Genomic DNA, 25,756 nt, shown 5'->3' on the forward strand with positions numbered 1-25,756 from the left:
CGGTCTCTCTCCGTAGTAAGTTGACTTCGGAGGGTAGTTGCGAGGGGGAGTGAACGGTGCTGAGCGCACAGGGGCGCAGACACGTCCAGCGTCAGGTGGCGGATCTGCTGGCAAACCGGTGGCCCGGGCTGGATCCGTTGCGGCGCAACGTGGTCGGTGAGCTGCTGACGCGCACCGCGGAGGGCTGGCACGTCCTGTTGCGGTCGGATCTGCCGGAGCCCGCATCGGCGGCCGATGCGTTTCTGCTGGGGCGAAGCGGAGTTTTCGCCGTGGTGGTCGCGGATCGGCCACCCGATTCCGCGCAGGCGGTGTTGCGGCACGCCGAAGAGCGGTTCGCGTCGATCCGCGGTTCGCACGGCCGGCTGCTCGCGCCGACGGCGATCACGATGGTCGTGATCGGCGGGGCGCCGGGGCCGGCCCGGGACGCGCGCCCGTACTGGGCGCTGCCGGTGGCGGAGTTGGCCAAGCTGTTCCGCCGCGGTGTGTTTCGTTCGACCCGCAGGCAGGCCGACGAGCTCGCCCGGGCGGCCGAGCAGCGGCTGCCGGAGTACACGGCGGTGGTGCTGCGCCCGCCCGAGCGCGAACCCGAGCCCGCGGGGTTGCTGGCCACGAGCGATGTCACGGAAGGCCAGGTCTCGGCGGCGCTGGAACGGCCGTTCGGCAGCTGGATGACGTTCCTGCACCCGCAGCAGCACGCTGTCGTCACGCGCGACTACGGCGGCCCGGCCCGGATCAGCGGTCCCGCCGGCACCGGGAAGACCGTCGTGGCGTTGCACCGGATGCGCCACATCGGCCGGCGCAGCACGGGAAAGCTGTTGTTCACGACGTTCGTGCGCACGTTGCCCGTCGTGCACGAAACCGCGTTCCGGCGGCTGGCGCCAGAGCTGTCGGGCCGCGCCGAGTTCGAAAACCTGCACGGCTGGGTGCGGGATTTCCTGCGCCGCCGGGGGATCGAGCTGAACGTGCAGCGCGGCGGGATCGACAACGCGTTCGGCCGGGCCTGGCTGCGCCACCGGGCCGGGCTGGCCGGGATCGAACCGTCCGCCGAGTACTGGCGGACCGAGGTCGACCGCGTGATCAAGGGCCGCGGGGTGCGCACGTTCGAGGAGTACCGGAAGATCCCACGCCGCGGCCGGAGGCTCGCGCTCGGCGACGGGCACCGGGAGCGGGTGTGGGCGCTGTACGAGGCCTACCGCGACAACCTCGCGAAAGGCGGTTTGCACGACTACAACGACGTGCTCACCGTCGCGCGTGCCGAACTCGTCCGGCGGCCGCTCGCGCACCCGTACGAGATGGTGGTCGTGGACGAGGTCCAGGACGTCACGCTCGTCGGGCTCCGGTTGCTGCGCGAGATCGCCGGCGACGGGCCCAACCGGCTCCTGCTCGTCGGCGACGGGCAGCAGCAGGTGTGCCCCGGCGGCTGGCGGCTTTCCGACGCCGGGATCCCCGTCCAGGGCCGTGGCGAGGTGCTGAAGGTCAACTACCGCAACCGGTCGGGCATCCTCGACTTCGCCCGGCGCATCGACGCCGGCAACGAGGTCGACGACCTCGACGGCGCCGCGGGGGTGGTGCTGCGCGACGTGGAAGTGGTCAACGACGGCGGCCGCACCCGCACGTGGCGTGGCAGCCGAGCGGAGCTGCGCGCCGCGCTCACCGACGCCGTGCGGGACTTGCCGCGTGGGCACACGGCGCTCATCACCTTCAGCAAGCACGACGCCGACGAATGCCGCCGTCTGCTCGAAGGCTCGGGCATCGCGACGCAGAGCCTGGAACACCACACGGGCGTGCCCGGCGACCGCGTGAAGGTGGGCACCGTGCACCGCGCGAAGGGGCTCGACTTCCGGGCGGTGCTGGCCGTTCAGTTCCCGCCGCGCGACGCCGCGAACAGCGACGCCGCGCAGCAGGAGACGGAGGAGCTGCGCGGCCGCCAACGGCTCGTCGCCGCCACCCGGGCGCGGGACTTCCTGTGGTGGGGCGTGGTGGCCGATGCGGCGTGACCGGGGATCAGGCGTGTTGTGCCGCTTCGTACAGCGGCTTCGTCACCGCCTCGCTGAACTGCGGGCCCACCAGGTACCGCGTGCAACCGTCGGCCGACGTGCACGGCTTGCCCGACGCGTCGAAGAAGCCCGCGTGCGTGTTGTCGCCGACGACGGTGCCGAGGCCGGTGGCGGGGTCGAAGTCGCGCAGGCGAGGGCCGCCGCTGGAGCCGCCGCCCATGACGCAGGCAGTGCCCCACTGGTCGGCGGAGTCGGGGGCGTCCGGGGTACCCGGCCAGTGGCGGGCGGGGCCGTGGCAGAAGGCGAGGCGGGCGCCGGTGTATTCGGGCAGGCCTTCGCGCGCGGGGTCGCTCGCGGCGCGCGGGTAACCGAACTGGTGCACGTCCGCGTCCCCGGGCAGGTCGAAGCCCAGGTGTTGCGCGGCGCCGACGGTGTCCTGCACCAGGTGGCCGTCGGCGCCGGCGTTCAGGACGACGAAAGCCTGGTCGTACGAGTCGAACTTCTGGGCGTTGATCTGGTCGTTCTGCAGCCACGTCGCGTCGGCGACGCCGGCGCGGGCGACGAACTTCCCGTAGGGCGCCTGCCCGTCGTGGTACCCGGGGATGAAGAGGGAGTGGGTGTTCCAAGCGTTGTGCTCGCCGATGAGGTCGGTGTTGTTGACGCAGTGCCCGGCCGTGACGATCGTGCTGCGGTTGGCGCTGTCGACGACCGTGGCGGTGCAGCTGACGTCCTCGCCGTGGTCGGTGAAGAAGAGCCGGCCGACGGTCGGGGCGGGCTGGGTCCACGGCGCGCCGTCGGGCCCGGCTTTCGGCGGGTTGTCCGACGACGGCTGGGTGAGGGCGCTCAGCCGATCGGGCGTCCAGTAGTCGAGCACGGCCTGTTGCTCGGCGGGCGAGGTGGCCAGGGGCTGCACGACGGGACCGGCCGCGGCGGACGCGGCGCTCGGCGCCAGAACCGCGACCGATGCGGCCGCCACCGCGCTGAAGAAGAGGCGAGTGATCATGCGCGGCACGCTAGGGAACGGTTGTCAGGAGCCGGTCAGCGTTTCGTGAGGCCCCGACTTTCGCGGGGAGGCGAGTGGTCCGGACCCTTCCTATACTGCGGTCCTCGAACGGGAGGGTTACCACGATGAAGAGGCTCCTCGTCACCGCGCTGGCCGTCGGCGCGCTGTTCGCTGCCGGCGTCCCGGCCGCGCAGGCCGCACCGCCGCGCACCACGCACGGCGCGTGCCAGTACACCGAGACGCCGGACGAGCCCGCCGCCCGCCCCGTCCCGCTGCCGCCCGACCCGCGCCACACCCCCGACCGCGGCGGGGTCGACGTCGCCGTGCTCACCAACCAGGGCTCGCTCGGACTGCGGCTCGACCGCGCGGAGGCGCCCTGCACCGTGCAGAGCTTCCTGCACCTGGCCCGCCACGGCTTCTTCAACCGCACGATCTGCCACCGCCTCACCGCGTACCCGACCCTGAAGGTCCTGCAGTGCGGCGACCCGTCGACCACCGGTGAGGGCGGCCCGGGCTACCGCTTCCGCGACGAACTGCCCACCACGCTCCCGCCCGCGCCGAACGACCCGACGGGCCGGCGCCGCACGTACTCCCGCGGCCTGCTCGCCATGGCCAACGCCGGCCCGGACACCAACGGCAGCCAGTTCTTCCTCGTCTACGGCGACTCCAGCCTCTTGCCCGACTACACCGTCTTCGGCACCGTCGGCGCGCCCGGCCTGCGCACCCTGGACCACGTCGCCGCCGGCGGCATCCGCCCCGACGCCGACACCCCGCCCGGCACCACGCCCGTCGACGGCAAACCGGTGCGGACGACCGAGCTGAAGCTGGTGCTGCCGCTGGGTTTCTAGGCTCGCGCAACCGCACGCGATCCGGCGCTCACCCCGCTGCCGATGCTGCAACGACAAAGCGGGCCGGAGCCACCCGGCCCCGGCCCGCTTTGTCGACTACCGCGACGTCAGTGCTGCACAGCCTTTTCGGCCCCGGCGCCCGTCAGCGCGCGGACCTCCATCTCGGCGTACTTCTTCGCCGTCCGCTCCTTCGACAGGATCGTCCCGAGCCACCCGAGCAGGAACGCCACCGGGATCGACACCAGTCCGGGGTTGTCGAGCGGGAACCAGTGGAAGTCGACGCCCTGCAGCATCGACGGGCTCTTGCCCGTCTTCGCGTCGATCGGCTTGCCGGACACGGCCGGCGAGAAGATGATCAGCACGATCGACACGATCAGCCCGCCGTAGATGCTCCACAGCGCGCCCTGCGTGTTGAACCGCTTCCAGAACAGCGAGTACAGGATCGTGGGCAGGTTGGCCGACGCCGCGACGGCGAAGGCGAGCGCCACGAGGAACGCCACGTTCTGCCCGTTGGCCAGGATGCCGCCGAGGATGGCGACGGCGCCGATGACCACGGCCGTCCAGCGGGCGACCCGCACCTCGGAACCCGTGGAAGCCTTGCCCTTCTTCACGACGTTCGCGTACACGTCGTGCGCGAACGAAGCCGACGCGGTGATCGTCAGGCCCGCCACCACCGCCAGGATCGTCGCGAAGGCGATGGCCGACACCAGGCCCAGCAGCACCGGGCCGCCGAGGTTCAGGGCGAGCAGGGGAGCCGCCGAGTTGACGCCGCCGGGGGCGGCCTTGATGTCGTCCGGGCCGACGAGCGCACCGGCGCCGTAGCCGAGGACCAGCGTGAACAGGTAGAACACGCCGATCAGCACGATCGCCCACACCACGGAGCGGCGGGCGTCCCGCGCGGTCGGCACGGTGTAGAAGCGCATCAGCACGTGCGGCAGGCCCGCGGTGCCGAGCACCAGCGCGATGCCGAGCGAGAAGAAGTCCAGTTTGGACGTTCCCGTGGCGCCGTACTGCTTGCCCGGCCCCAGCAGCGTCTCCCCGGCCTTGCCGGCCTTGTCGACGGCACCCTGCAGCAGCGCGGAGAAGTTGAAGCCGTACTTGCCGAGCACCCACAGCGTCATCACGAGCGCGCCGATGATCAGCAGCGCGGCCTTGATGATCTGCACCCAGGTGGTGCCCTTCATGCCGCCGATGAGCACGTAGGCGATCATGATCACGCCCACGATCGCGATGACGACCGACTGCGCCGCCTTGCCTTCGATCCCGAGCAGCAGCGCGACGAGACCGCCGGCGCCCGTCATCTGCGCCAGCAGGTAGAAGAACGACACGATCAGCGTCGAGATGGCCGCCGCGGCGCGGACCGGGCGCTGCTTCATGCGGAACGCCAGCACGTCGCCCATCGTGAAGCGGCCGGTGTTGCGCAGGAGCTCTGCCACGAGCAGCAGCGCGACCAGCCACGCGACGAGGAAGCCGATCGAGTACAGGAACCCGTCGTAGCCGTACACCGCGATGGCGCCCGCGATGCCGAGGAACGACGCGGCCGACAGGTAGTCACCGCTGATCGCGATGCCGTTCTGCGGGCCGTTGAACGCGCGGCCGGCGGCGTAGTAGTCGGACGCCGTTTTCGTGTTGCGGCTCGCGCGGAACACGATCACCAGGGTGATCAGCACGAACACCGCGAAGATGATGATGTTGAGCGTCGGGTTGCTGCCCTCGACGCCCGCGGCGAGGGTTTTCATCGGCGCTCCTTCTCGGCCGGGTTCTCGATGTCTTCGCGGATGCGCTCGGACAGCGGGTCGAGGTTCCGGTTGGCGTAGCGCACGTAGAGCCACGTGATCAGGAACGTCGACACGAACTGCAGCAGCCCGAACAGCAGGCCGACGGTGAAGTTGCCCGCGAGCTTCGTGCTCATGAAGCCGTGGGCGTAGTCCGCCAGCAGCACGTAGAGCAAGTACCAGGCGAGGAACAGCACCGCCATCGGGAAGACGAAGCGGCGCAGCCGCGTGCGCAGCTGCCTGAACTCGGCACTCGACTGGACTTGTTCCCAGGTGTCCGGTGGTTCGCCGGACACGTCGGTGTCGGTGGGACTCATGGTCACTCCCTCGCCACGCTGTGGATTGTGGTCCGCGCCACAGTAGGGAGGCCGCAGCCGGGGAGGAAGCGTCAGCGGTTCAAACGCCGGGCCACACGACGAACGGTTGACGAACGGTACGCGGGAGAGGACGAATGGAGCGGTTCGGGCCCGGGCGCGCGCTCGTCCAGGTGCAGGCGCAGCATGGCCGCACCGGCCCACGACGGGGGCCGGCCGCGCAGTGAGACGGCCACCATCACGCCGAACGCGAGAGGTACCGACCAGGGTGCCGGTTGGGACACCAAGATCGCCACCCAGCCGTCGAGCCGCGGCCCGGCCAGGGCGAACAGGATCGAGCCCGACGACGCGACCAGCCCCGTGAGCACGCCGCTGATCGCGCCGCCGGCCGTGAGCCGCGGCCACCAGATGCCGAGCACGAGCAGCGGGCAGAACGTCGACGCGGCGACGGTGAAGCCCCACGTCACCAGCACGCCGGCGTCGAGCTGCGCCGACGGCAGCGCGAGCACCACCATCGCCGCGGCGGCGAACACCACCGTCACGCGCAGGCGGCGCAGGCCGCCGGGCATGAGGTCGTAGGCGAGCGCGCCGGACATCACCAGTAGCAGGCCCAGCGACGTCGCCAGGAACGCCGCGAACGCGCCCGCCGTGAGCAACGCCGTGAACAGCTGACCCGCCCACCCGGTGTCCACTTGGGACGGCAGCGCGACGACGACGGTGTCCGTGTCGCCGGAGAGGTAGATCTCGGGCACGAGCACGCGGCCGAGCACGCCGTAGACACCGGGGAAGAGGTAGAACACACCCAGCAGCGCCACGGTGATCGCGGCGGTGCGGCGCGCGGCGCGGCCGTCGGGGCTGGTGTGGAAACGCATGAGCACGTGGGGCAGGCCCATGGTGCCGAGCATGGTCGCGATCAGCACGGCCCACGTCGCCAGCAGCGGGTAGCCCTTTTCGACGTCGAGCAGCGGCCGCTGCCAGCCGGGGCCGCCGAGCGCCGCGCCGCCGCTCACGTCGGGGACCGGCGCGCCGGCGGCGAAGATGAGCTGGTCGCCGCGGTGCGCGGTGAGGGGGCCGGGGCCGAGCGTTTCCGGGCCGGCGCCGGTGACGATCGTGGTGGGTTCGCGCAGGACCATGGTGACGTCGTACTGGAAGTCGACGGGCGTCTCGTGCGTGAAGCGGGTGAACTCGACGGGCGTGAGCGCGGCGTCGCGGTCGGCGGCGCTGACGTGCAGCACGAGCCACAGCGCGGGAACGAGGAACAGCAGCAGCTTCAGGAAGAACTGGAACGCCTGCACGTACGTGGCCGCGCGCATGCCGCCGAGCGCGAGCGTGACGCTGACGGCCGTGCCCGCGATGACGACACCCACCCAGTACGGCGTGTGGCCCACGGCCGTGAGCACGAGCCCCGCCGTGCGGAACTGCGGCACGACGTAGATCGTCCCGATCACCAGCACCACAACCGCCGCGATCCGGCGCAGGGCCGGCGACGCGAGGCGCGCTTCGGCGAAGTCGGGGACCGTCAGCGCGCCGGAACGCCGCATCGGCGCCGCGACGAGCACGAGCATCGCGATGTAGCCGGCCGTGAACCCGACGGGGTACCACAGCGCCCCCACGCCGTCCTTCACCACGAGCCCGGCGACGCCGAGGAACGACGCGGCCGACAGGTATTCCCCGGACACCGCCGCGGAGTTCACGAACGGCGAGATCCGCCGCGACGCCACCAGGAAGTCCGACGTCGTGCGCATCGCGGCGACCCCGCGCACGCCGATGAGCAGCGTGACGAGCACGACGGGCGTCACCGCCAGCACGATGTCCACCTAGCGGTCCTCGGCCTTCTCCGCGCGCCGCAGCTGCCACCGCGCCAGCGCGGCCATCACCGGGTACGGCAGCAACGCGATCATCAACCAGGACAACGGAATGCCCCACACCCGCACGCCGTCCAGCCCCGGCGCCACCGCGAACACCACCGGCAACCCGAGGACGAGCACGAACATCGCCACCAGCGCGGGGATGCCGCGCCGGCGCTGGGTCCGGTACAGCACCGCCGCGCGTTCGGCGTCGGACGTGCGCAGCCTCGGCATGCGCCAGCGGCCGCGCTCCTGGCGCCGCGAGCGGGCGAGGCGCGTCTGGGGGCTGGTGACGGCCACGCGCCGGGTGCGGTTCATCATGCACCGCATTTTCACGTGCTGGCGTGCGGTGTTCGTCGGCTGCTCATGTCGGCCGGGGCAGCGTGGGGGAGGCGGGGACGGCCGCTCGCTGGGCACGATGGGTTTCGCGGGCGGCACGGCGGCGCGTTCGGCGACAGTGCTGCGCAGTCGCGGCGTGCACCAGCGCCGGGAGTGGGTGAGGCGCGTCTGGGGGCTGGTGACCGCGACCCGCCGGGTGCGGCTCATCGTGCACCGCATTTCACGCGCTGGCGCACAGTGTTTCGCCGGTTGATCAGGTCGGCCGCGGCGTGAGGGAGACAGCCGCTCGCTAGGAACTATCGGGTTTGGGGGCGCCAGGGCGGCGCTTTCGACGTCGGAGGTGCACAGCCTCGGCGTGCACCAGCGCCGGGAGCGGGTAAGGCGCGTCTGGGGGCTGGTGACGGCCACGCGCCGGGTGCGGTTCATCATGCACCGCATTTTCACGTGCTGGCGTGCGGTGTTCGTCGGCTGCTCATGTCGGCCGGGGCAGCGTGGGGGAGGCGGGGACGGCCGCTCGCTGGGCACGATGGGTTTCGCGGGCGGCACGGCGGCGCGTTCGGCGACAGTGCTGCGCAGTCGCGGCGTGCACCAGCGCCGGGAGTGGGTGAGGCGCGTCTGGGGGCTGGTGACCGCGACCCGCCGGGTGCGGCTCATCGTGCACCGCATTTCACGCGCTGGCGCACAGTGTTTCGCCGGTTGATCAGGTCGGCCGCGGCGTGGGGGAGACAGCCGCTCGTCGGGATCGATCGGGTGCGCGGGCGTCGGCACGGTGGTGCGTTCGGCGTCGGAGGTGCGCGGTCCCGGCGTGCCCCAGCCGGAGCGGACGAGGCGCGTCTGCGAGCTGGTGACCGCCACCCGCCGGGTGCGGCTCATCGGGACGGTCCCAGCTGGCCCTGTTGCGCGGCTTCCAGCAGGCGGTCGCGCAGGTCGCGGGCGTGGCGGCGGCTCACGGGTACGTCGCCGGCCGGGGTGTGGGCCAGGAGGCCGCCCGTGGTGTCGCTGCGGAGTTCGAGCACGGCGGACACCGCGAGCAGGTAGCCGCGGTGGACGCGGGTGAAGCCGGCGCCCTCCCAGTACTCCGCGAGGCGCGAGATGGGCATGCGGACGGGGTGCACGCCGGCCCGGGTGTGCAGACGGACGTAGTCACCGTGGGCTTCCGCGAAGAGCACGTCGTCGCGGCGGACGTAGCGGGTGCGGCCGCCCGCGTCGACCGGGAGGGCGGCCATGGCGTCGGGCGCGGTGGCCGGGTGGCGGTCACCGGCCATGCGCACGACCTTCGCCAGCGCGGCCGCCAGGCGTTCCGTACGTACGGGTTTCAGCAGGTAGTCCACGGCTCCGATGCCGTACGCCGTCACGGCGTGGCCGTCGTGCGCGGTCACGAACACGATCACCGGCGGCTCCGACAGCTTCGCCAGCAGCGTGGCCAGCTCCAGCCCGTCGAGGCCGGGCATGGAGATGTCGAGGAACACCGCGTCGAAGTGGTCCGCCTGCAGCAGTTTCAGCGCCCGCAGCGCATCACCCGCGCCCACGACCTCGCCGACTTCCGGCGCGTCGCGCAGCATGCGGCACAGCTCGTCCAGCGCCGGCGCCAGGTCGTCGACCGCCAGCACCCGCAGCCCGCTCACGGCAGCACCCCCGGCTGGAACCGCGGCAAACGCACCACCACGCGCGTGCCGGCCCCGACTTCGGTCTCGACGGTCAACCCGTACCACGCGCCGTAGACGTTGCGCAGTCGTCTGTCCACATTGGCCAGGCCGAGACCGCCGCGGGAACCGTCGGACGCCCGGCCCGCGAGGATGTCCGCGGCCAGTTTCGGTTCCATGCCCACCCCGTCGTCCTCCACGCTGATCACGCAGTCGTTCCCCTCCGCCTGCCCGTGCACCTGGACCAGCCCGGCTTGCGCGCGCGGCTCGATGCCGTGCCGGATGGCGTTCTCCACCAGCGGCTCCAGCACGAGGTACGGTACGGCCACCGCCAGCACCTCCGGCGCCACGCGCACCTGCACCTTCAACCGCTCGCCCAGCACCGCGCGCTGCAGCGCCAGGTACGTCTCCACCGCGCGGAACTCCTCGGCCACCACGGTGTACTCGCCGTGGCGCGCCAGGCTGTAACGCGTGTAGTCGGCGAAGTCCAGCATCAGGTCCCGCGCCCGGTCCGGCTCCGACCGGACCAGCGAGGCGATCACGGTCAACGCGTTGTACACGAAGTGCGGCGACATCTCCGCTCGCAACGCCCGCAGCTCGGCCTGCGCCGCGTGGTCGGCCGACGCCTCGAGCCGTCCCCGCTCCAGCGCCTGCACCACGACGTCCGCCGCCTGCCGCACCACCTCGCCGCGTGGGTCGCCGGCCACGAGCAATGCGCCGGCGAGCTCGTCGTGGACGTGCAGCGGTACCGCGGCCACGCCGTCCGCCGTCGCGGGTTCCTCGCTGTGCAGCACCTCGTCGAGCACGCGCGCGACGGTCGCGTCCGGCGCCGGTCGCCCCGACCACAGCAGGGACCCCGACAGGTCCGTGAGCCCCAGCCCGGCGACGCCGAACAGGCGCCGCAGCCCGTGGGCTGCGCGCCGCGCGTGGGTGCCGGCGAGGCCGTCGATGAGGTCGTCGGTGATCTTCCGGGCCGCGGCCAGCACCGGCACGGCGTCGGCGCGCGCGGCGGAGCGCCACGGCAGCCGGACACCGTCGGTCATCGGCGGCCTCCCCTCGGCGACGGGATCGTGGGGAGTAGATCCTAGCCCCGAACGCGGCGAAGGGGACTTTCCGTGCGGGAAAGTCCCCTTCGAAACCCGAACGGTCAGCAGCTCTGCTTGTAGAAGTACTTCGAGTTGGCGTCCATGTCGTCCTTCGTGATGGAGTGCAGCCCGGCGGTCAGTTGCCGCGTCACGGGCTTGCCCTCCAGCGACGCCACGGCCTGCTGCACGCCCTGGGTGCCGATCGCGGCCGGGTCCTGGGCGATGAGCGCCTGGTACTCGCCCTTCTTCAGACCGTCCACTTCGGACGGGCTGGCGTCGAAGCCGACGAGGTTGACCTGGCCGATCTTGCCCGCGTTGCGCAGGCCGGTGGCCGCGCCCTCACCGGTGTTCAGGTTCGTGGCGAAGATCCCGATCAGGTCCGGCGTCGACGCCAGCGCCGCCGTGACCTTCGACGCGGCCTGGTCCGGCTCGTTCTGCGTGAACTGGATGCCGGCCGACTTGAGGTTCGGGTGGTTCTTCAGCTCGTCCTCGAAGCCCTTCGCGCGGGCGGCGGTGGTGGACGTGCCCGCGATCGTGTCGAGGATCAGCACCGAACCCGGCTTGTCACCCGCGAGCTTCGCCATGGTCTGGGCCGCGAGTTTGCCGCCCTCGGTGTTGTCCGAGGAGATCGACGACTCGGCCACGCTCTTGTCCTGCAGCGACGTGTCGACCTCGACGACCTTCGTGCCGCGGTTCTTCACCTGCTGGATCGGCGCGAGCATGGCCTGGTCGTCGGTCGGCGCGATGAGCAGCGCGGCCGGCGGGTTGGCGCCCAGTGCGTTGACGATCGTGGTCTGCATGGCCGCGTCGAACTTCTGCGGCGCCTGCGTGGTGAGTTCGTACCCGAGCTTCTTCGCCTCGTCCTGTGCGCCGCACTGCATCGAGATGTAGAACGGCTCGGCCTGCACGCCGGGCACCAGCGTGAGCTTCTTGCTGTTGGCGGAGTTCGCGGAGTCGCCCGAGCCGCCGCTCTGGCCGACCTGCCCGGAGCCGCACGCGGCCACCAGCGAAGCCGCCGAAGCCAGCGCGCCGGCCGCGATCAGGGTCTTGGTCAGTTTCATCGTCAGCACCTCTTTGTACTCTCGGAAACCGGGTGAACCTGGGGAGTCAGCGGGAGTTGCGCCGCCGGCGGCGCTGCTGGTCGAACCACACGGCCGCGATCAGCACCGCGCCGACGGCGATCATCTGCCAGAAGTCCTGCACGTGGATGATGTTGAAGCCCTTCGTCAGCACGGCCGGGATGAACACGCCGATCACCGTGCCCAGCATGGAACCGATGCCGCCGAAGAGGCTCGTGCCGCCCAGCACCGTGGCGGCGATGGCGTTGAGGTTGTCCGTGGCGTGGCCCGAAACCGTGGTCGACGAGTAGTAGGCCAGCGAAAGGAACCCGGCCACCCCGGCCAGGAACCCGGTCAGCAGGTACACCTTGAGCAGGTGCCCGGTCACGCCGATGCCCGAGCGGCGCGCGGCCTCGGCGTTCGAGCCGATGGCGAAGGTGTAGCGGCCGAACTTCGTGGTGTGCAGCAGCCACGCCCCGATCAGCGTGATCACCGCGGCCACCAGCACGAGGTTGGGCACCCCGCCGAACGACGTGCCGTAGCCCAGCGTCTTGGTCAGCACGGTCGGCACGCTGCGCACGTCCGAACCGCTGTTGAGCAGCAGCGCGGCACCCAGGGCCGCGCCCATCGTGCCGAGCGTGACGATCAGGGGCGGGATCTTCGCCACCGCGATGAGCCAGCCGTTGATCAGGCCCCAGATCGTCCCGGCGAGCACTCCGGCGACCATCCCGACGGTGATCACACCCCAGCCCGCGGTCGACGCGTTGCCGCCGGGGCTGAGCGCTTCCATCGTCTTGCCGGCCACCATGCCGGAGAAGATCAGCACCGACCCGACCGACAGGTCGATGCCGGCGGTGATGATCACGAACGTCATGCCCACCGAGAGCACCAGCAGCACCGAGGTCTCGATCAACGTCGTCTGCAGGTTGAACAGCGTCGCGAAGTTGTTCGGCGCGAGCACGGTGAACACGATGATCAACGCCAGCAGCACGAGCGCGATCCAGAACGTGTTGGCGCCCACCAGCCGCTTGCCGAGCGGTACCTTGCCGAACCCACCGTCCACAGTGGTCTGGATGTCCTTGGTCGGAGTGCTCATGCCGCTTCCTCCTGGACAAGGGCGCCGGTCATGGCCGCCACGAGGTCTTCCAGCTTCGTGTCCGCCCCGGCGAACCGGGCCACGCGCTTGCCCAGCCGCAGCACCTCGATGCGGTCGGACACCGACAGCACCTCGGGCATGTTGTGGCTGATCAGCACCACCGCGATGCCCTTGTCCCGCACCTTCTTGATCACGTCGAGCACGCGTTCGCGCTGCACCACGCCCAGCGCGGCCGTCGGCTCGTCCATGAACACGACCTTCGACGCCCACACCACCGACCGCACCACGGCCACGCTCTGGCGCTGCCCGCCCGAGAGCGAGCCGATGGGCACGTCGGTGCTCTGCAGCGTCACGCCGAGCCGCTGGAACTCCGCCACGGCCTGGCGGCGCATCTCGGCCTTGTCGAGCATGCCGAGCTTGCCGAGGAAACCCTTGCGGTGGATTTCGCGGCCCAGGAACAGGTTCGCCGCCGGGTCGAGCTCCGGGGCCACCGCCAGGTCCTGGTACACCGTCTCGATCCCGAGCCGCCGCGCGGCCACGGGGGAGTCGAGCTGCACCTCGGAGCCGTCGAGCAGGATCCTGCCGGACGTCGGCTGCTCGGCGCCCGAAAGGCACTTCACGAGCGTCGACTTCCCCGCGCCGTTGTCGCCGATCAAGGCCGTGACCTCACCCGCGTGGGCCTGGAAGGAAGCACCGCGAAGGGCTTCGACCGAGCCGTAGTGCTTCGTGAGGTCCACCGCGTCCAGCAGGATCTCGCTCATCGGCCTACCTCTTCTCGGGTGCGGGCGGGCGGCAGCGGATCGCGGTGACCGAACCCGACAGCTCGACCTGGCCCGCGTCGAACGGCACCACGTACGTCTCGCCCTTGGCCACGACGAACTCGCCGCCGCGTTCGGTGCGCAGCGTGCCCGCGCCGTCGAGCACCACGAGCACCGCGAACGACGGGTCCAGCGCCAGCGCGTCGCCGCTCAGCTGCACGCGGTCGGCGCGGAAGAACGCGTCCGAACCCGCCGCGAGCAGGTCGACGGACGGGTCCTTGTCGTCGGCCGTGTGCTTGACGATCGTGGTGAGCCGCTCGGCGTCCCAGCCGGACGTGTCGAGCGTTTCGATCGCGGTGTCGAAGCCGATACCGAGGTGGCCCTTCTCGGGCGAGGCCAGGAAGTCGCGCCACTCCAGCGTCAGCGAGAAGTCAGTGGGCTGCTGCAGTTCCACCACGAACACGCCCTCGCCGATCGCGTGCGGCAGCCCGGCCGGGATGTACACGGTGTCGCCGGCCTGCACGGGGACGCTGTTGAGCGCGCCGAGCATGCTCGGCGTGTCCTGCTCGCGCGTCCACTCGGCGACGGTCGCCTTGCTCAGCGTCTCCTTGAACCCCGGGTACACGCGCGGGTCGTCGCCGTAGGTGCCGATCACGATCCACGCCTCGGTCTTGCCGAAGTGCGAGTCGAAGTGCTGCTTCGCGAACGCGTCGGTCGGGTGGAAGTGCACGGGCAGGCGCTGGCCCGCGTCGAGCAGCTTCACCAGCAGGCCGGTGGAGTCACCGAGCTTCGCGACATGCGCGGCGCCCAGCCACGCTTCGGCGTTGTCGCGCACGGCGTCGCGCAGCCAGGCGCCGCTGGGGAGCTTCGTGAGACCGTTGGTCTCCTGGCCGAACATCGTGGTGACGGAACCGACCCAGTCTTCGGGCCCGAACTTCGAATCCGTGCCGGAAGCGCCGCGCAGCGCGGCGATCGCGTCGCCGCCGCGGTAGAACTGCGGCGGCTGGTTGGCCGGGAGCCGGATCGGCTCGAGGTGCGTGGTCACGGGGCGACCTCACCGGAACCACGGGCGACGAGATGCACGGGCAGGACTACCTTTCTGGGTGCGGACTGATCTCCCTGGATCCGCGCGAACAGCAGCTCCGCCGCCGCGTGCCCCAGGGCGCTGACATCGTGGGCGACGACCGTCACCGGCGGGTCCAGCAGGTCCGCCAGCTCGAAGTCGTCGAAGCTCACCATCGCCGGCCGGTGCTCCGCGTGCGCGAGGGCGCGCAGCAGGTGCACGGCGACGCGGTTGTTGCCGGCGATCACCGCGGTCGCGGCCGCCGGGCCTGTCAGCAGCGTCGACACCGCCTGCCCGATGGACTCCGGCGTGGGGGTGCGCATCACGACGAGGCTCTCGTCGTAGGAAACGCCGTTGCGGACGCAGCCCTCGCGGAAACCCCGCAGGCGCTCGGCCGCGGTGAAGATGTCGGGGCTGTCACCCACGAACGCGATCCGGCGGTGCCCGTGGGCCACCAGGTGCGTGACGGCCTCGATGGTGCCGCCCAGGTTGTCCACCAGCACGGTGTCGGCGACGATGTCGCCCGCCGGGCGGTCGAGGAACACCACCGGCGTGCCCGCGCGCATCTCCGGCACGAGGTAACCGTGCTGCACACCCGCCGGCACCACGAGGATCCCGTCGACGCGGCGCGCGCAGAACTCGAGTGCCAGCTCGCGCTCGCGGTCGGAGTTCTCCTCCGACGAACCGGTGAGCACGTGCCGGCCGAACGACGTCGCGATGCGCTCGACCGCGCGGTTGAGCTCGGAGTAGAACGGGTTGCCGACGTCCTCCACGATCAAGCCGATCGTGCCGGTCGTCGACCCGCGGCGCAGGTTGCGCGCGCCGAGGTTGCGGCGGAAGCCGAGCTGCTCGATGGCCGCCACGACGCGCTCGGCGGTGTCGGGGTGCACGGCGGGCTCGTCGTTGACCACGCGTGAGACGGTCTTGATGCTGACGCCGGCCAGCCGGGCCACGTCGCTCATCGTGGCCCGCCGGCTCGCCGGGCGGGGGAGCCCGTCCGCTTCCCGGCCCTGTGGAGACAACGTTGTCATAGTGGCGCAGATTGCACACCACCGCACGGGTCGCTGTCAATGCCCGGTTCGCACCGAAGGGGATTCAGCCTGCGAAAGTAGTAAGGCGATTGGCTGATCAGTGTGTCCTGAACCGGACAGCATTCCACGTCAGCCTTGACGGTTTCGTGAGCGATTGCCCACTGTTGCCCGCATCGACGGTGTGCGCGACAAGGTTGTCATCCGCGCCAGAACCCCCGGTGGTGGGAACCGATGACCTTCTCGTGCCGACGACAGGAGAGGCGATGGCGATGGCGCGAGCGCGCTGGAGAGCCGGACTGATCTTCCTGACCACGGCGGTGGTGGCGGCGGTTGCGCCCGCCACGGCCGTGGCCGCGGCGAACGCCCCGGGCACGGACTTCGCGAAGTGGGTCAACCCCTTCGTCGGGACCCGCCCGGGTGGCGAGGACCACGGCACCGGTGGCGGTGCCGGCAACACCTTCCCCGGCGCGGTCGCGCCGTTCGGGATGGTGCAGTGGAGCCCGGACACGGTGAAGTCCCAGCCGGGCGGCTACTTCTACGACGACAACGCCCTCACCGGGTTCAGCCTCACGCACCTCTCGGGTGCGGGCTGCTCGAGCTACGAGGACATCCCGTTCATCCCGTACGTCGGCGAGGTCACCACTTCGCCCGCGACGGACCCGGGCCACTACACGTCGAAGTTCAGCCACACAGGTGAGCACGCCACCGCGGGCGAGTACGACGTGACGCTGGACAGCGGCGCCAAGGTCGAGCTGAGCGCGACCCAGCGCACCGGTTCCGGCCGCTTCACCTACCCCGCGGGTGCCGCCTCGAGCCTGCTGGTCAACACGTCCGGCTCGGTCAACGGCACCGACGACGCGTCGATCACCATCGGCAAGGACACCATCAGCGGCTGGGCCACGAGCGGCCGCTTCTGCGGGGCGAGCAACAGCTACCGCGTGTACTTCTCGGCCAAGTTCGACACCCCGTTCGCCTCGGTCGGCACGTGGAAGAACGGCGCGGTGACGCCGGGCAAGACGGCCGAGACCGGCGGCGCTCGCGCCAAGGTCGCGCAGCCCAACGGCGTCAACGCGTCGATGGCCCGCCCGGCCAAGGAGAAGACGCAGGACACCACCGTCAGCGGCCCCGGCAGCGGCGGTTACGTGACCTTCGCGAACCTCAACGGCGCGCAGGTCAACGCGCAGGTCGGCCTGTCGTTCGTGTCCGTCGACGGCGCGAAGGCGAACCTGGCGGCCGAGAACAACGGCAAGAAGTCGTTCGACCAGGTCGCCGCGGGCGCGCGCAAGGCGTGGAACGACCAGCTCGGCAAGGTCGCCGTGAGCGGCGGGTCCGACGCGGACCTGACGACGTTCTACACGTCGCTCTACCACTCGCTGATCCAGCCGAACGTGTTCTCCGATGTGGACGGTTCCTACCCCGGCTTCGACGGCCGGATCCACCAGGCCGACAAGGGCCACGCCATGTACACCAACTTCTCCGGCTGGGACATCTACCGTTCGGAGATCCCGCTGCTCGCCACGATCGATCCGAAGCAGACCTCGGACATCGTGCGGTCGATGATGGCCTACGCCGAGCAGGGCGGCTCGTGGGACCGCTGGACCGTGGCCAACGACTACACCGGCGTGATGAACGGCGACCCGTACCACATCATCGTGTCCAGCGCGTACGCCTTCGGGGCCCGTGACTTCGACGCCCAGAAGGCGTTGCTGCTCATGATCAAGGGCGCCACGCAGCCGACCCAGGGCTACACCGAACGCCCGGGCTTGAGCGACTACCTGAAGCTCGGCTACGTGCCCGGCGCCGGCGCGGACACGCTGGAGTACACCAGCGCCGACTTCGCCATCGCCCAGTTCGCGAAGCGCCTCGGCGACTCCGCGACGTACACCACGTTCATGAAGCGCGCCCAGAACTGGCAGAACCTCTACAACCCGGGCACCGGCCACCTGCAGCCGCGCAACGCGGACGGCTCGTTCGCCGGCACCTACAACCCGGCCAGCTCGCAGGGCTGGGTCGAGGGCAACGGCGCGCAGTACGAGTGGATGGTGCCCTACGACCTCGGTGGTGTCGTGTCCGCGTTCGGCGGCGACACGGCGACCCAGTCGCGGCTGGACACCTTCTTCACGCAGCTCAACGCGGGCACGCAGGAGCCGTACGCCTTCATGGGCAACGAGCCGAACTCCAACGCGCCCTACGTCTACTCCTACGCCGGCAGCCCGGCCAAGACGCAGGCCATCGTGCACCGGTCGATGGACGAGCTGTACAACCCGCGTCCCGAAGGCCTGATCGGCAACGACGACCTCGGGCAGATGTCGGCCTGGTACGTGTGGTCCGCGCTCGGCGTCTACCCGGAGATCCCGGGCCGCGCCGAGATGCTGCTGTCCACTCCGCGCTTCTCCCGCGCCGTGCTCACCACCGGCGCGGGCAAGAAGATCACGATCAACGCCCCGGGCACCGGTGACTACGTCGGTGGTCTGAAGGTCAACGGCGGCGACGCCGCCAAGGCGTGGCTGCCCGAGACCCTCGTCTCGACCGGCGGCACGCTCGACTTCACCCGCTCGGCCACGGCCACCCAGTGGGGTGCCGGCGCGGACAACGTCCCGCCGTCGTTCCGCGAGCAGGAGAAGCCGAGCCTGGCGTTCGCCGACCCGGCCCGCGTGGTGACCCCGGCGGGTTCGACGGCGACGGCCACGGTCGGCGTGCAGGACCTGTCCGGCACCGCGAAGACGTGGAGCTACAGCGCTTCCGGCACCGACGGCATCACGCTGGCCCCAGCTTCGGGTTCGGTCGACGTGCCGGCGTCGGGCAAGGCGCAGGCCACGGTGACCGTGACCGTGCCCGCGGGTACCTCCGACGGCGCCCGCCGCATCCCGGTCACGTTCTCCGCGCCGGGCCTGGCGAGCACGCAGGCCGTGCTCACGGTGCTCGTGGCGCAGCCGGGCAGCTGGCTGGCCACAGTGGACAACGCCGGCATCTCGCCGGACTCCGACCCGGCCAAGGCCAACTTCGACGGCGGCGGCTGGAGCTACTCGGCCGACGCGCTGGCCGCGGCCGGCGCCACCCCGGGCGGCACGGTGACCAGCGACGGGATCAAGTTCACCTGGCCGTCGTTCCCCGCGGGTGACCCCGACAACGTCGTGGCCAACGGCCAGAAGGTGACCGTCTCGGGTTCGGGCCGGCTCGCGCTGCTCGGCTCCGCGTCCAACGGCAACGCCCAGGGCACGCTGACGGTGACCTACACCGACGGCACCACGTCGACCGCGACCGTCGGGTTCTCCGACTGGACGCTGGGCGGCGGCGGGGCGCAGCCGGCGTTCGGCAACCGGATCGTGCTGTCCACGCCCTACCGCAACGCCTCGGGCGGCGACCCGCAGCAGATCCGCACGATGGTGTTCGGCACCGCGCCGATCACCCTCGACGCCGGAAAGACGGTGGCGAGCGTGACGCTGCCGTCGAACGTCAGCGGCGGCGCGATGCACGTGTTCGCGATCGCGGCCGGCTGATCTTCGTCAAAAAGCCGTGGAGGGCTCTGCCCGCAGCGGGGGAGCCCTCCACGGCCCTGTCTTCTGGAGGAGCTCGATGAGGAGCAGAACACTTGCGGGCGCGGTCGCGCTCGCCGTCGCGGCGGCCGGCCTCACGCCGGTGGCCGCCGACGCCAGACCGGCCGATCCGCTGGAGTCGGTGAACACGTTCATCGGCACGCAGGACGAAGGCAACACGTTCCCGGGCGCGTCGGTGCCGTTCGGCATGACGCAGGTGAGCCCGCAGACGACCCACTACGCCGGCTACCTCTACACCGACACCGCGATCCGCGGGTTCGGCCACTTCTTCCTGTCCGGCGCCGGCTGCTGGGAGCAGGGCGGCCTGGTGTCCACGCTGCCGACCACGGGCGACGTCGGCCCGGGCGCGGCGTTCGACACGACCAAGCCCGCCACGTTCGACAACGCGAACTACGCCGCGGCGTACACGCACGACGGCGAGGTCGGCAAGCCCGGCTACTACAAGGTGCACCTCACCGGTTACGGCGGCGTCGACGTCGAAACCACGGCCAGCACGCGCAGCGGCGTCGAGCGCTACTCGTTCGACAAGTCCGGGCCGGCCAACGTGTTCGTGAACGTCGGGCAGGCCAACGCGAAGGAGCCGGTGACCGGCAGCAGCGTGCGGATCGTCGACGACCACACGATCGCCGGCACCGTCGAATCGCAGGCGTTCTGCGGCGGCAAGGCGTACACGACGTACTTCACCACGAAGTTCGACAAGCCCTTCACGAGCTACGGCACGTGGTCGCCGGCCGGCGGCACGCCCGGGAGCAAGAGCTCGGCCGGCGGTGCGGGCCTGCGCGGCGCGTGGCTGACCTTCCCGAAGGGTGACCAGATCACGGCCACCACCTCGATCTCGCAGGTGGACGCCCACGGCGCTGACGTGAACCTGGCGGCTTCAAAGGTGCGCCCGTTCGACGCGGTGAAGGCTGACGCGCAACGCACGTGGCGCCAGGAACTGTCCAGTGTGGACATCACCGGCGGCACGCCCGACGAGCGCACGGTCTTCTACACGTCGCTCTACCACGCGTTCCTGCAGCCGCTGACCGCGAACGACGCCGACGGCCGCTACTACGGCTTCGACAAGAAGATCCACCGCGCGATCGGCTGGACCTACTACGACTTCTTCTCGCTGTGGGACACCTACCGCAGCCAGAACCAGCTCCTCGCGCTGCTCAAGCCAGACCGGGCGCGCGACATCGCGAAGAGCATCCTCGCGATCCACGACCAGGGCGGCTGGCTGCCGCGGTGGGCGTACGCGAGCCAGGAGACGAACACGATGACCGGCGACCCGGTCACGCCGTTCCTGGTCGACCTGTGGCGCTTCGGCGCGCTCTCCGGTGAGGAAGCGCACGCCTACCAGGCGCTGCTGCAGAACTCGCGCGAGATCCCGCCGGCGTCGTCGCCGTTCCAGGGCCGCTCGGGCAACGCGAGCTACCAGGCCGACGGGTTCGTGCAGTACGACCCGGACTTCCCGAAGAAGGGCCAGGACACCGACCCCAACCACGGCGCGTCGGCCACGCTCGAGTACGCGCTCGGCGACTGCTCCCTGTCGGTGATGGCCGCCGCGCTGGGCAAGAAGCAGGACGCGGCCGCGCTGGCGGCGAAGGGCCGGACCTACACGAACCTGTGGGACCCGACCGTCACCGACCGCGGTTTCACCGGCTTCTTCCGCCCGAAGGTCACCGGCGGCGACTGGTTCACCCCGGCCGGCCAGGCCTACAGCCCGCAGAGTCAAGACGGGTTCCACGAGGGCACCGCGTGGCAGTACCAGTGGCTCGTGCAGCAGGACGTGCCCGGCCTCGAGAAGGCGATGGGCGGCGCGGACAACACGCACGCGCGGCTCGACGACTTCTTCGCCTACGACGACCTCGTGAAGGACCCGGCGAAGACCGTCCGCGAGGACTGGGTGGTCGGTCCGTACAGCTACTACAACCAGTTCCGCTACAACCCCAACAACGAACCCGACCTGCACTCGCCGTGGATGTACACGCTCACCGGCCAGCCGTGGAAGACCTCCGCGGTGGTGCGCGCGGCTCACACGCTCTTCACGAACGCCCCCAACGGCGTCACGGGCAACGACGACCTCGGCACCATGTCGGCCTGGTACGTCTTCAGCGCGCTCGGCCTCTACCCGGCCGTACCCGGTACCGGGAACTTCGTGCTGAACGCGCCGCAGTTCGCGAAGTCCGTGCTGCACCTGCAGAACGGGCGGACCGTGACGATCGAGGCGCCGGGCGCGGACGGCGCGAGGCTGCAGTACGTCCAGGGCCTCAAGGTCGGTGACGGGCGGCTCGCGCGAGCTTCGGACAAGTCGTACGTGAGCGTCGAGCAGTTGCGGCGGGGGACCACTCTGGACTTCACGCTGACGGCCGACGCTTCGCGGGCGACGTGGGCAACGTCACCTTCGTCGGCGCCGCCTTCGCCGTGTGCCGGTTAGTGCCCGTTCGAGAACTGTGAGTGAAGGCTCCCTCCCGGAGAACGAGACCGGGAGGGAGCCTTCGCGGTTTTCCGGGCATTTCCCCGCCGTTCTCCCAGTGGTCCAGACCACGCGTGATCAGGGGTCGTGAGGATAGTCACGGGCCCCGGTGTTCCGGTGAGGGCCGTCACGCCTCACACTGGTCTCATACGCGTCCGACAGTGCTGTTGACGGCCGAGGGGATGTCCCCCTTGGACGAGTCCCCTGTGGAATTCCCTGAGGAATCCGGCCGGGGAATCACGGTGCCGGAGGATGCGTTTTTGTGTGTGCAAGCAGCACGCACCCGTGTGACGTCACAGGAGGAAAGTCGTGTCCAGCAAGGCCGCTCTCGTGTTCCGCGTGGCCGCAGTCGCCGAAGCCCTGTCCTGGGCCGCGTTGCTGATCGGGATGTTCCTGAAGTACGTCGTGCACACCTCCGGTGAGGGCGGCGTGCCCGTCATCGGCATGGTTCACGGCGTCATGTTCGTTCTGTACGTCGTCACGTCTCTGTCCGTCGCCAAGCCGCTCGGCTGGCGCCCGAAGACCCTCGTGCTCGCGCTGCTGTCCAGCATCCCGCCGCTGTTCACCTGGCTCTTCGAGAAGTGGGCCCTGCGCAACGGCCGCCTCGACGGCCCGCAGCGCCTCACCCACGGCGGCGTCGGCCTGTTCGAGTCGCGCCTGCCGGAGACCGTGAACGCCTGAGTTCCCGCGAACGCACCAAGGGCCCGTACGACCTCACCGGTCGTGCGGGCCCGTTCGTTCGTGCGGGTGCCGGGGCTCGGCCGTTATTCGGCGAAGTCGCCGGCGGACTTGCGGACCTTGGTGAGCAGATCGGTGAGCTGCTCGACCTGCCGCCCCGTGAGGCCCGTGAGGCCGAAGTCGATCTCCGTCACGGCGACCGTCGCGGCTTCGCGGCGCGCGCGGCCGTCGTCGGTGATCTCGACGAGCGTGGTGCGCCGGTCGGTCGGGTGCGGCACACGCTTGACGAGCCCGTCGCGCTCGAGGCGGTCGACTATGTTGGTGACACTGGTGGGGTGCAGCTGCAGCCGTTCACCCATCACCCGCATCGGCAGCCGCGCGTTGCGGGCGAAGGTGAGGAGCACGAGCGCCTCGTAGCGGGCGAAGGTGAGGCCGTGCGGTTTCAGGGCGCCGTCGACCGCCGACTGGATGATCTGTTGCACCCGCATCACACCGGTGACCGCGGCCATGGTTCCGGCGGGACCGATCCGGTCCTCCCAGAGCTCGGCCGCGCGGGCGATCGGGTCGAACGGCAGCGGTCGGTTCATGACACGCGAAGTTACCAGCGGGTACCCGCGACGCGGCGATCGCCCTGCTCAGCGGCCCGAAATTTCCCGGATGAGAGGACCCCGACATGATCGTCGCGTTCAGCGTGAGCCCCTCCGGCGGCGACCCCGACGGCGGTGTCAGCGAAGCCGTCGCGCGCGCCGTGAAGGTCGTGCGCGACAGCGGACTGCCCAACTCCACCAACGCGATGTTCACCAACGTCGAGGGCGAGTGGGACGAGGTGATGGCCGTGGTGAAGCAGGCCGTCGAGGCCGCGGGGGAGGGCTCGGCGCGCGTCGGCCTCGTGCTGAAGGCCGACCTCCGGCCCGGTTACGACACGGGCCAGCTGACCGCGAAGGTCGAGCGGGTGGAGGCGCACCTGCGTCCCGAGTGAGCCGCGGGATCGGCAGGGTGAACGCCACGGTCCACCAGCCTGGTCGACACGCCGGTAGGGCTGGCAACGGCCGTGGATCGCGGCCGGCATGCCGACCGTGGTGCACGCGGTGATCGTGCACGGCAAATCGGCTGGGCCCGTGATCCCGACGCTACGGAAAACGGGGCAGATCGCTGTCTTCGACCTGCTCTTGAGCGTGATCGGGCTGGTCGTGCTCGTGGTGCTCGGCTCCTCGGCGCCGTCCGGGGTGCACCCGCTCTACTACTTCGGGCTCATCTTCGTCGGAGGCGCGGCGTTCAGCTTGCTGCTCAGTGGAGTGATCGTCGCGCGCGTGAGGGGACGCCGGCCGACGTTCCCGGCTGCCGACGCGCGGTTCTTCGCGGGGGTTCGCCGGGGAGCTCTGGCCATGGGGCTGTGCGCGCTGGTGACCGCCGCGTTCGGTGTCTTGATCCTGCTGACGATCGCCGACGGCAGGGGCAGTACGCCGCTCGGCGCGGGAGGGTTGGCCACCGCGTTGGTCCTCACCTCGGCCACCGTGATCTGCGCGGTGCTGACTTGGCTCGTAGTTCGCCGCGAGGTGCCGAAGACGTGGCCGCCGCCCGCGGCACGGGCCGGCTGATCGCGGAGGTCGAGCGGGTGTCGGCGTACCCCGCGTCCCGTCAGGGGATCGGCGGGGTGAACGCCACGGTCCACCGGCCGTCTTCGCTGGTCACGGCCAGCGAGTAGGTGAACCGGGAGCCGTGCGTCACCCCGCCGATGATCGCTTTGGTGGGGGCGTGCTCGTCGGGCAGGAGCTGCACCGACACGGCGCGGACGTCCTCGTCGCCGAGCACGGCCACGTAGTCGTCGGCGAAGTCCGACGCGCCGGAGCCGGGGTAGTTCAGCAGGTCCGCGAGGGCGTCGGCGTCGCGGTCGGCCAGTGCGGTGCGCAGGCCGTCGCGCAGGGCCGCCGGCGACGGCGCGCCGGGGTCCGGCTGGTGCGCGATCAGCAAGGTGATCGCCACGACCCACACCACTCCGACCGTGACCGCCACCGCGACGGTGGCGTTGCGCCGGCTGAGCATCACGGCCTCCCTGGTTCCGTCGTGAGCATGCCGGAGCGCCGGGCTCCTGCCAATCCGGACGCGCGCTGAAACCTCCCGCCGCGACGTGCCAGGATGGAGGGCGTGACACAGCCACGCGGATCTGCAGGAAACCAGGCGGCCCTTTCGGCCGCACTGTCGCGCGCGGTCGACCTGTCCGCGCTGAAGGCCCGGGCCGACCAGTCCCGGAGCCAGCCGCCCGCCGCCGCGGGCGCCGCACCGGCCGGAGACGCCGGTGGAGCCGCCCCGCCGTCGGACGTGATCCTGGACGTGACGGAGGCCACGTTCCAGGCCGACGTCGTCGAGCGCTCCCTGAACCAGCTCGTGCTCGTCGACCTGTGGGCCGACTGGTGCGGGCCGTGCAAGCAGCTGTCCCCGGTGCTCGAGCGCCTCGCCACCGAGGCCGCCGGTGCGTGGGTCCTCGCCCGGGTCGACGTGGACGCCAACCCGCGCATCGCGCAGCTGTTCGGCGCCCAGTCGATCCCGACCGTCGTCGCCATCGGCGGCGGCCAGCCCGTGGACGCGTTCTCCGGCGCCCTGCCGGAGCCCGAGATCCGCAAGTGGCTGAACTCCCTGCTGGACGCCCTGCGCGACAAGCTCCCCGGCATCCGCGCCGCCGAAGACGCCCGCGGCCCGATCGAGGAGCCGGAGGACCCGCGCTTCACGGAAGCCGAGGAAGCCTTCGAACGCGGCGATTTCGCCGCCGCGCAGGCCGCCTACGAGCGCATCCTCGACGCGGAGCCCGCCAACGAGCTCGCGAAGAACGCCCTGGCCCAGGTCAAGTTCACCGCGCGCGCCGAAGCGGCCGACCCGTCCGCCGCCGCGAAGGCCGACGCCGACCCCTCGGACCTCGACGCCCAGCTCGCGGCCGCCGACTTGCAGATCGCGGAACAGGACGTGGAGGGCGCCTTCGCCCGCCTGATCGCCGCCGTCCGCCGCACCACCGGCGACGACCGCAATCGCGTCCGCGGACACCTGGTCGCCCTCTTCGACCTCTTCGACCCGGCCGACGAACGGGTCTCGAAGGCCCGCCGCGACCTGGCGAGCGCATTGTTCTGAGCTGTCTTACCTCACGGCGAAGGCCCTCGATCTTCACGGCGAAGGCCCTCGATCTCACGCGGATCGGGGGCCTTCGCAGTGTCGGC

Annotated in this window: 22 protein-coding genes; 8 read left to right on the forward strand and 14 right to left on the reverse strand. The window is 70.9% G+C overall.

Annotated elements, in window-relative coordinates:
- The first annotated feature begins 56 nt into the window (after window positions 1-56).
- Window positions 57-1,997, forward strand: coding sequence for a UvrD-helicase domain-containing protein (locus ACIA77_RS20405; RefSeq protein ID WP_395887466.1), 1,941 nt, complete (start codon window positions 57-59; stop codon window positions 1,995-1,997).
- A 7-nt stretch (window positions 1,998-2,004) separates the two neighbouring features.
- On the opposite strand, the gene ACIA77_RS20410 is transcribed toward ACIA77_RS20405, so the two are convergent.
- A complete protein-coding gene (locus tag ACIA77_RS20410; RefSeq protein WP_395887467.1) occupies window positions 2,005-3,000 on the reverse strand; it encodes a trypsin-like serine peptidase in 996 nt (331 codons plus the stop codon).
- Between the two features lie 125 nt (window positions 3,001-3,125).
- Between ACIA77_RS20410 and ACIA77_RS20415 the strand changes: the two genes are divergently transcribed.
- Window positions 3,126-3,848, forward strand: coding sequence for a peptidylprolyl isomerase (locus ACIA77_RS20415; protein WP_395887468.1), 723 nt, complete (start codon window positions 3,126-3,128; stop codon window positions 3,846-3,848).
- A gap of 107 nt (window positions 3,849-3,955) precedes the next feature.
- On the opposite strand, the gene ACIA77_RS20420 is transcribed toward ACIA77_RS20415, so the two are convergent.
- The 11 genes from ACIA77_RS20420 to ACIA77_RS20470 all read right to left on the reverse strand — a co-directional run bounded on the left by ACIA77_RS20420 (window position 3,956) and on the right by ACIA77_RS20470 (window position 15,788).
- Window positions 3,956-5,587, reverse strand: coding sequence for a cation acetate symporter (locus ACIA77_RS20420; protein WP_395887469.1), 1,632 nt, complete (start codon window positions 5,585-5,587; stop codon window positions 3,956-3,958).
- Complete coding sequence (locus ACIA77_RS20425; RefSeq protein WP_395887470.1) at window positions 5,584-5,940, reverse strand: DUF485 domain-containing protein; 357 nt, start codon at window positions 5,938-5,940, stop codon at window positions 5,584-5,586. Before ACIA77_RS20425 ends, ACIA77_RS20420 begins: the two co-directional genes overlap by 4 nt.
- A 71-nt stretch (window positions 5,941-6,011) precedes the next feature.
- A complete protein-coding gene (locus ACIA77_RS20430; RefSeq protein ID WP_395887471.1) occupies window positions 6,012-7,754 on the reverse strand; it encodes a cation acetate symporter in 1,743 nt (580 codons plus the stop codon).
- A complete protein-coding gene (locus ACIA77_RS20435) occupies window positions 7,755-8,102 on the reverse strand; it encodes a hypothetical protein (RefSeq protein WP_395887594.1) in 348 nt (115 codons plus the stop codon).
- Between the two features lie 890 nt (window positions 8,103-8,992).
- Window positions 8,993-9,748, reverse strand: a complete 756-nt coding sequence (locus tag ACIA77_RS20440) for a LytR/AlgR family response regulator transcription factor (protein ID WP_395887472.1) — start codon at window positions 9,746-9,748, stop codon at window positions 8,993-8,995.
- Window positions 9,745-10,809: a sensor histidine kinase gene (locus ACIA77_RS20445; RefSeq protein WP_395887473.1), complete on the reverse strand. Its 1,065-nt coding sequence runs from the start codon at window positions 10,807-10,809 to the stop codon at window positions 9,745-9,747. The genes ACIA77_RS20440 and ACIA77_RS20445 overlap by 4 nt, the downstream gene beginning before the upstream one ends.
- Before the next feature lie 104 nt (window positions 10,810-10,913).
- A complete protein-coding gene (locus tag ACIA77_RS20450; protein ID WP_395887474.1) occupies window positions 10,914-11,912 on the reverse strand; it encodes an ABC transporter substrate-binding protein in 999 nt (332 codons plus the stop codon).
- 46 nt (window positions 11,913-11,958) lie between these two features.
- A complete protein-coding gene (locus ACIA77_RS20455) occupies window positions 11,959-13,005 on the reverse strand; it encodes an ABC transporter permease (protein ID WP_395887475.1) in 1,047 nt (348 codons plus the stop codon).
- On the reverse strand, window positions 13,002-13,766 hold the full coding sequence (locus ACIA77_RS20460; protein ID WP_395887476.1) for an ATP-binding cassette domain-containing protein: 765 nt from the start codon (window positions 13,764-13,766) through the stop codon (window positions 13,002-13,004). The genes ACIA77_RS20455 and ACIA77_RS20460 overlap by 4 nt, the downstream gene beginning before the upstream one ends.
- 4 nt (window positions 13,767-13,770) lie before the next feature.
- A complete protein-coding gene (locus ACIA77_RS20465; RefSeq protein ID WP_395887477.1) occupies window positions 13,771-14,808 on the reverse strand; it encodes a class I mannose-6-phosphate isomerase in 1,038 nt (345 codons plus the stop codon).
- A complete protein-coding gene (locus tag ACIA77_RS20470) occupies window positions 14,805-15,788 on the reverse strand; it encodes a LacI family DNA-binding transcriptional regulator (protein ID WP_395887596.1) in 984 nt (327 codons plus the stop codon). The genes ACIA77_RS20465 and ACIA77_RS20470 overlap by 4 nt, the downstream gene beginning before the upstream one ends.
- A 332-nt stretch (window positions 15,789-16,120) precedes the next feature.
- On the opposite strand from ACIA77_RS20470, the gene ACIA77_RS20475 reads away from it, so the two are divergent.
- The 3 genes from ACIA77_RS20475 to ACIA77_RS20485 all read left to right on the forward strand — a co-directional run bounded on the left by ACIA77_RS20475 (window position 16,121) and on the right by ACIA77_RS20485 (window position 22,553).
- The gene (locus ACIA77_RS20475; RefSeq protein ID WP_395887478.1) at window positions 16,121-19,357 is read left to right on the forward strand and encodes a GH92 family glycosyl hydrolase; all 3,237 of its coding nucleotides are present in this window, start codon (window positions 16,121-16,123) and stop codon (window positions 19,355-19,357) included.
- Window positions 19,358-19,433: 76 nt separating this feature from the next.
- Window positions 19,434-21,833, forward strand: a complete 2,400-nt coding sequence (locus ACIA77_RS20480) for a GH92 family glycosyl hydrolase (protein ID WP_395887479.1) — start codon at window positions 19,434-19,436, stop codon at window positions 21,831-21,833.
- Between the two features lie 348 nt (window positions 21,834-22,181).
- A complete protein-coding gene (locus ACIA77_RS20485; RefSeq protein WP_395887480.1) occupies window positions 22,182-22,553 on the forward strand; it encodes a DUF3817 domain-containing protein in 372 nt (123 codons plus the stop codon).
- Between the two features lie 83 nt (window positions 22,554-22,636).
- Here the strand turns inward: ACIA77_RS20485 and ACIA77_RS20490 are convergent, their stop codons facing one another.
- Window positions 22,637-23,137, reverse strand: a complete 501-nt coding sequence (locus ACIA77_RS20490) for a MarR family winged helix-turn-helix transcriptional regulator (RefSeq protein ID WP_204090936.1) — start codon at window positions 23,135-23,137, stop codon at window positions 22,637-22,639.
- 86 nt (window positions 23,138-23,223) lie between these two features.
- Here ACIA77_RS20490 and ACIA77_RS20495 point away from each other — a divergent pair, with 86 nt between their 5' ends.
- Complete coding sequence (locus ACIA77_RS20495) at window positions 23,224-23,529, forward strand: MTH1187 family thiamine-binding protein (RefSeq protein WP_395887481.1); 306 nt, start codon at window positions 23,224-23,226, stop codon at window positions 23,527-23,529.
- Between the two features lie 88 nt (window positions 23,530-23,617).
- Window positions 23,618-24,148, forward strand: coding sequence for a hypothetical protein (locus ACIA77_RS20500; protein ID WP_395887483.1), 531 nt, complete (start codon window positions 23,618-23,620; stop codon window positions 24,146-24,148).
- Between the two features lie 40 nt (window positions 24,149-24,188).
- Here the strand turns inward: ACIA77_RS20500 and ACIA77_RS20505 are convergent, their stop codons facing one another.
- On the reverse strand, window positions 24,189-24,593 hold the full coding sequence (locus ACIA77_RS20505; protein ID WP_395887484.1) for a hypothetical protein: 405 nt from the start codon (window positions 24,591-24,593) through the stop codon (window positions 24,189-24,191).
- 102 nt (window positions 24,594-24,695) lie between these two features.
- Here ACIA77_RS20505 and ACIA77_RS20510 point away from each other — a divergent pair, with 102 nt between their 5' ends.
- The gene (locus ACIA77_RS20510; RefSeq protein WP_395887485.1) at window positions 24,696-25,670 is read left to right on the forward strand and encodes a tetratricopeptide repeat protein; all 975 of its coding nucleotides are present in this window, start codon (window positions 24,696-24,698) and stop codon (window positions 25,668-25,670) included.
- The last annotated feature ends 86 nt before the right edge of the window (window positions 25,671-25,756 follow it).

This window comes from Amycolatopsis sp. NPDC051903 (assembly GCF_044452505.1).
In the GTDB taxonomy this organism is placed as follows: Bacteria; Actinomycetota; Actinomycetes; order Mycobacteriales; family Pseudonocardiaceae; genus Amycolatopsis.

What these genes read in the sequence shown, in the direction of transcription:
- ACIA77_RS20410 (WP_395887467.1), bottom strand. Translation starts at nt 3,000, where the DNA reads ATGATCACTCGCCTCTTCTTCAGCGCGGTGGCGGCCGCATCGGTCGCG.
- ACIA77_RS20415 (WP_395887468.1), top strand. Translation starts at nt 3,126, where the DNA reads ATGAAGAGGCTCCTCGTCACCGCGCTGGCCGTCGGCGCGCTGTTCGCT.
- ACIA77_RS20420 (WP_395887469.1), bottom strand. Translation starts at nt 5,587, where the DNA reads ATGAAAACCCTCGCCGCGGGCGTCGAGGGCAGCAACCCGACGCTCAAC.
- ACIA77_RS20425 (WP_395887470.1), bottom strand. Translation starts at nt 5,940, where the DNA reads ATGAGTCCCACCGACACCGACGTGTCCGGCGAACCACCGGACACCTGG.
- ACIA77_RS20435 (WP_395887594.1), bottom strand. Translation starts at nt 8,102, where the DNA reads ATGAACCGCACCCGGCGCGTGGCCGTCACCAGCCCCCAGACGCGCCTC.
- ACIA77_RS20445 (WP_395887473.1), bottom strand. Translation starts at nt 10,809, where the DNA reads ATGACCGACGGTGTCCGGCTGCCGTGGCGCTCCGCCGCGCGCGCCGAC.
- ACIA77_RS20450 (WP_395887474.1), bottom strand. Translation starts at nt 11,912, where the DNA reads ATGAAACTGACCAAGACCCTGATCGCGGCCGGCGCGCTGGCTTCGGCG.
- ACIA77_RS20455 (WP_395887475.1), bottom strand. Translation starts at nt 13,005, where the DNA reads ATGAGCACTCCGACCAAGGACATCCAGACCACTGTGGACGGTGGGTTC.
- ACIA77_RS20460 (WP_395887476.1), bottom strand. Translation starts at nt 13,766, where the DNA reads ATGAGCGAGATCCTGCTGGACGCGGTGGACCTCACGAAGCACTACGGC.
- ACIA77_RS20470 (WP_395887596.1), bottom strand. Translation starts at nt 15,788, where the DNA reads ATGAGCGACGTGGCCCGGCTGGCCGGCGTCAGCATCAAGACCGTCTCA.
- ACIA77_RS20475 (WP_395887478.1), top strand. Translation starts at nt 16,121, where the DNA reads ATGGCGATGGCGCGAGCGCGCTGGAGAGCCGGACTGATCTTCCTGACC.
- ACIA77_RS20480 (WP_395887479.1), top strand. Translation starts at nt 19,434, where the DNA reads ATGAGGAGCAGAACACTTGCGGGCGCGGTCGCGCTCGCCGTCGCGGCG.
- ACIA77_RS20490 (WP_204090936.1), bottom strand. Translation starts at nt 23,137, where the DNA reads ATGAACCGACCGCTGCCGTTCGACCCGATCGCCCGCGCGGCCGAGCTC.
- ACIA77_RS20495 (WP_395887481.1), top strand. Translation starts at nt 23,224, where the DNA reads ATGATCGTCGCGTTCAGCGTGAGCCCCTCCGGCGGCGACCCCGACGGC.
- ACIA77_RS20500 (WP_395887483.1), top strand. Translation starts at nt 23,618, where the DNA reads ATGCCGACCGTGGTGCACGCGGTGATCGTGCACGGCAAATCGGCTGGG.
- ACIA77_RS20505 (WP_395887484.1), bottom strand. Translation starts at nt 24,593, where the DNA reads ATGCTCAGCCGGCGCAACGCCACCGTCGCGGTGGCGGTCACGGTCGGA.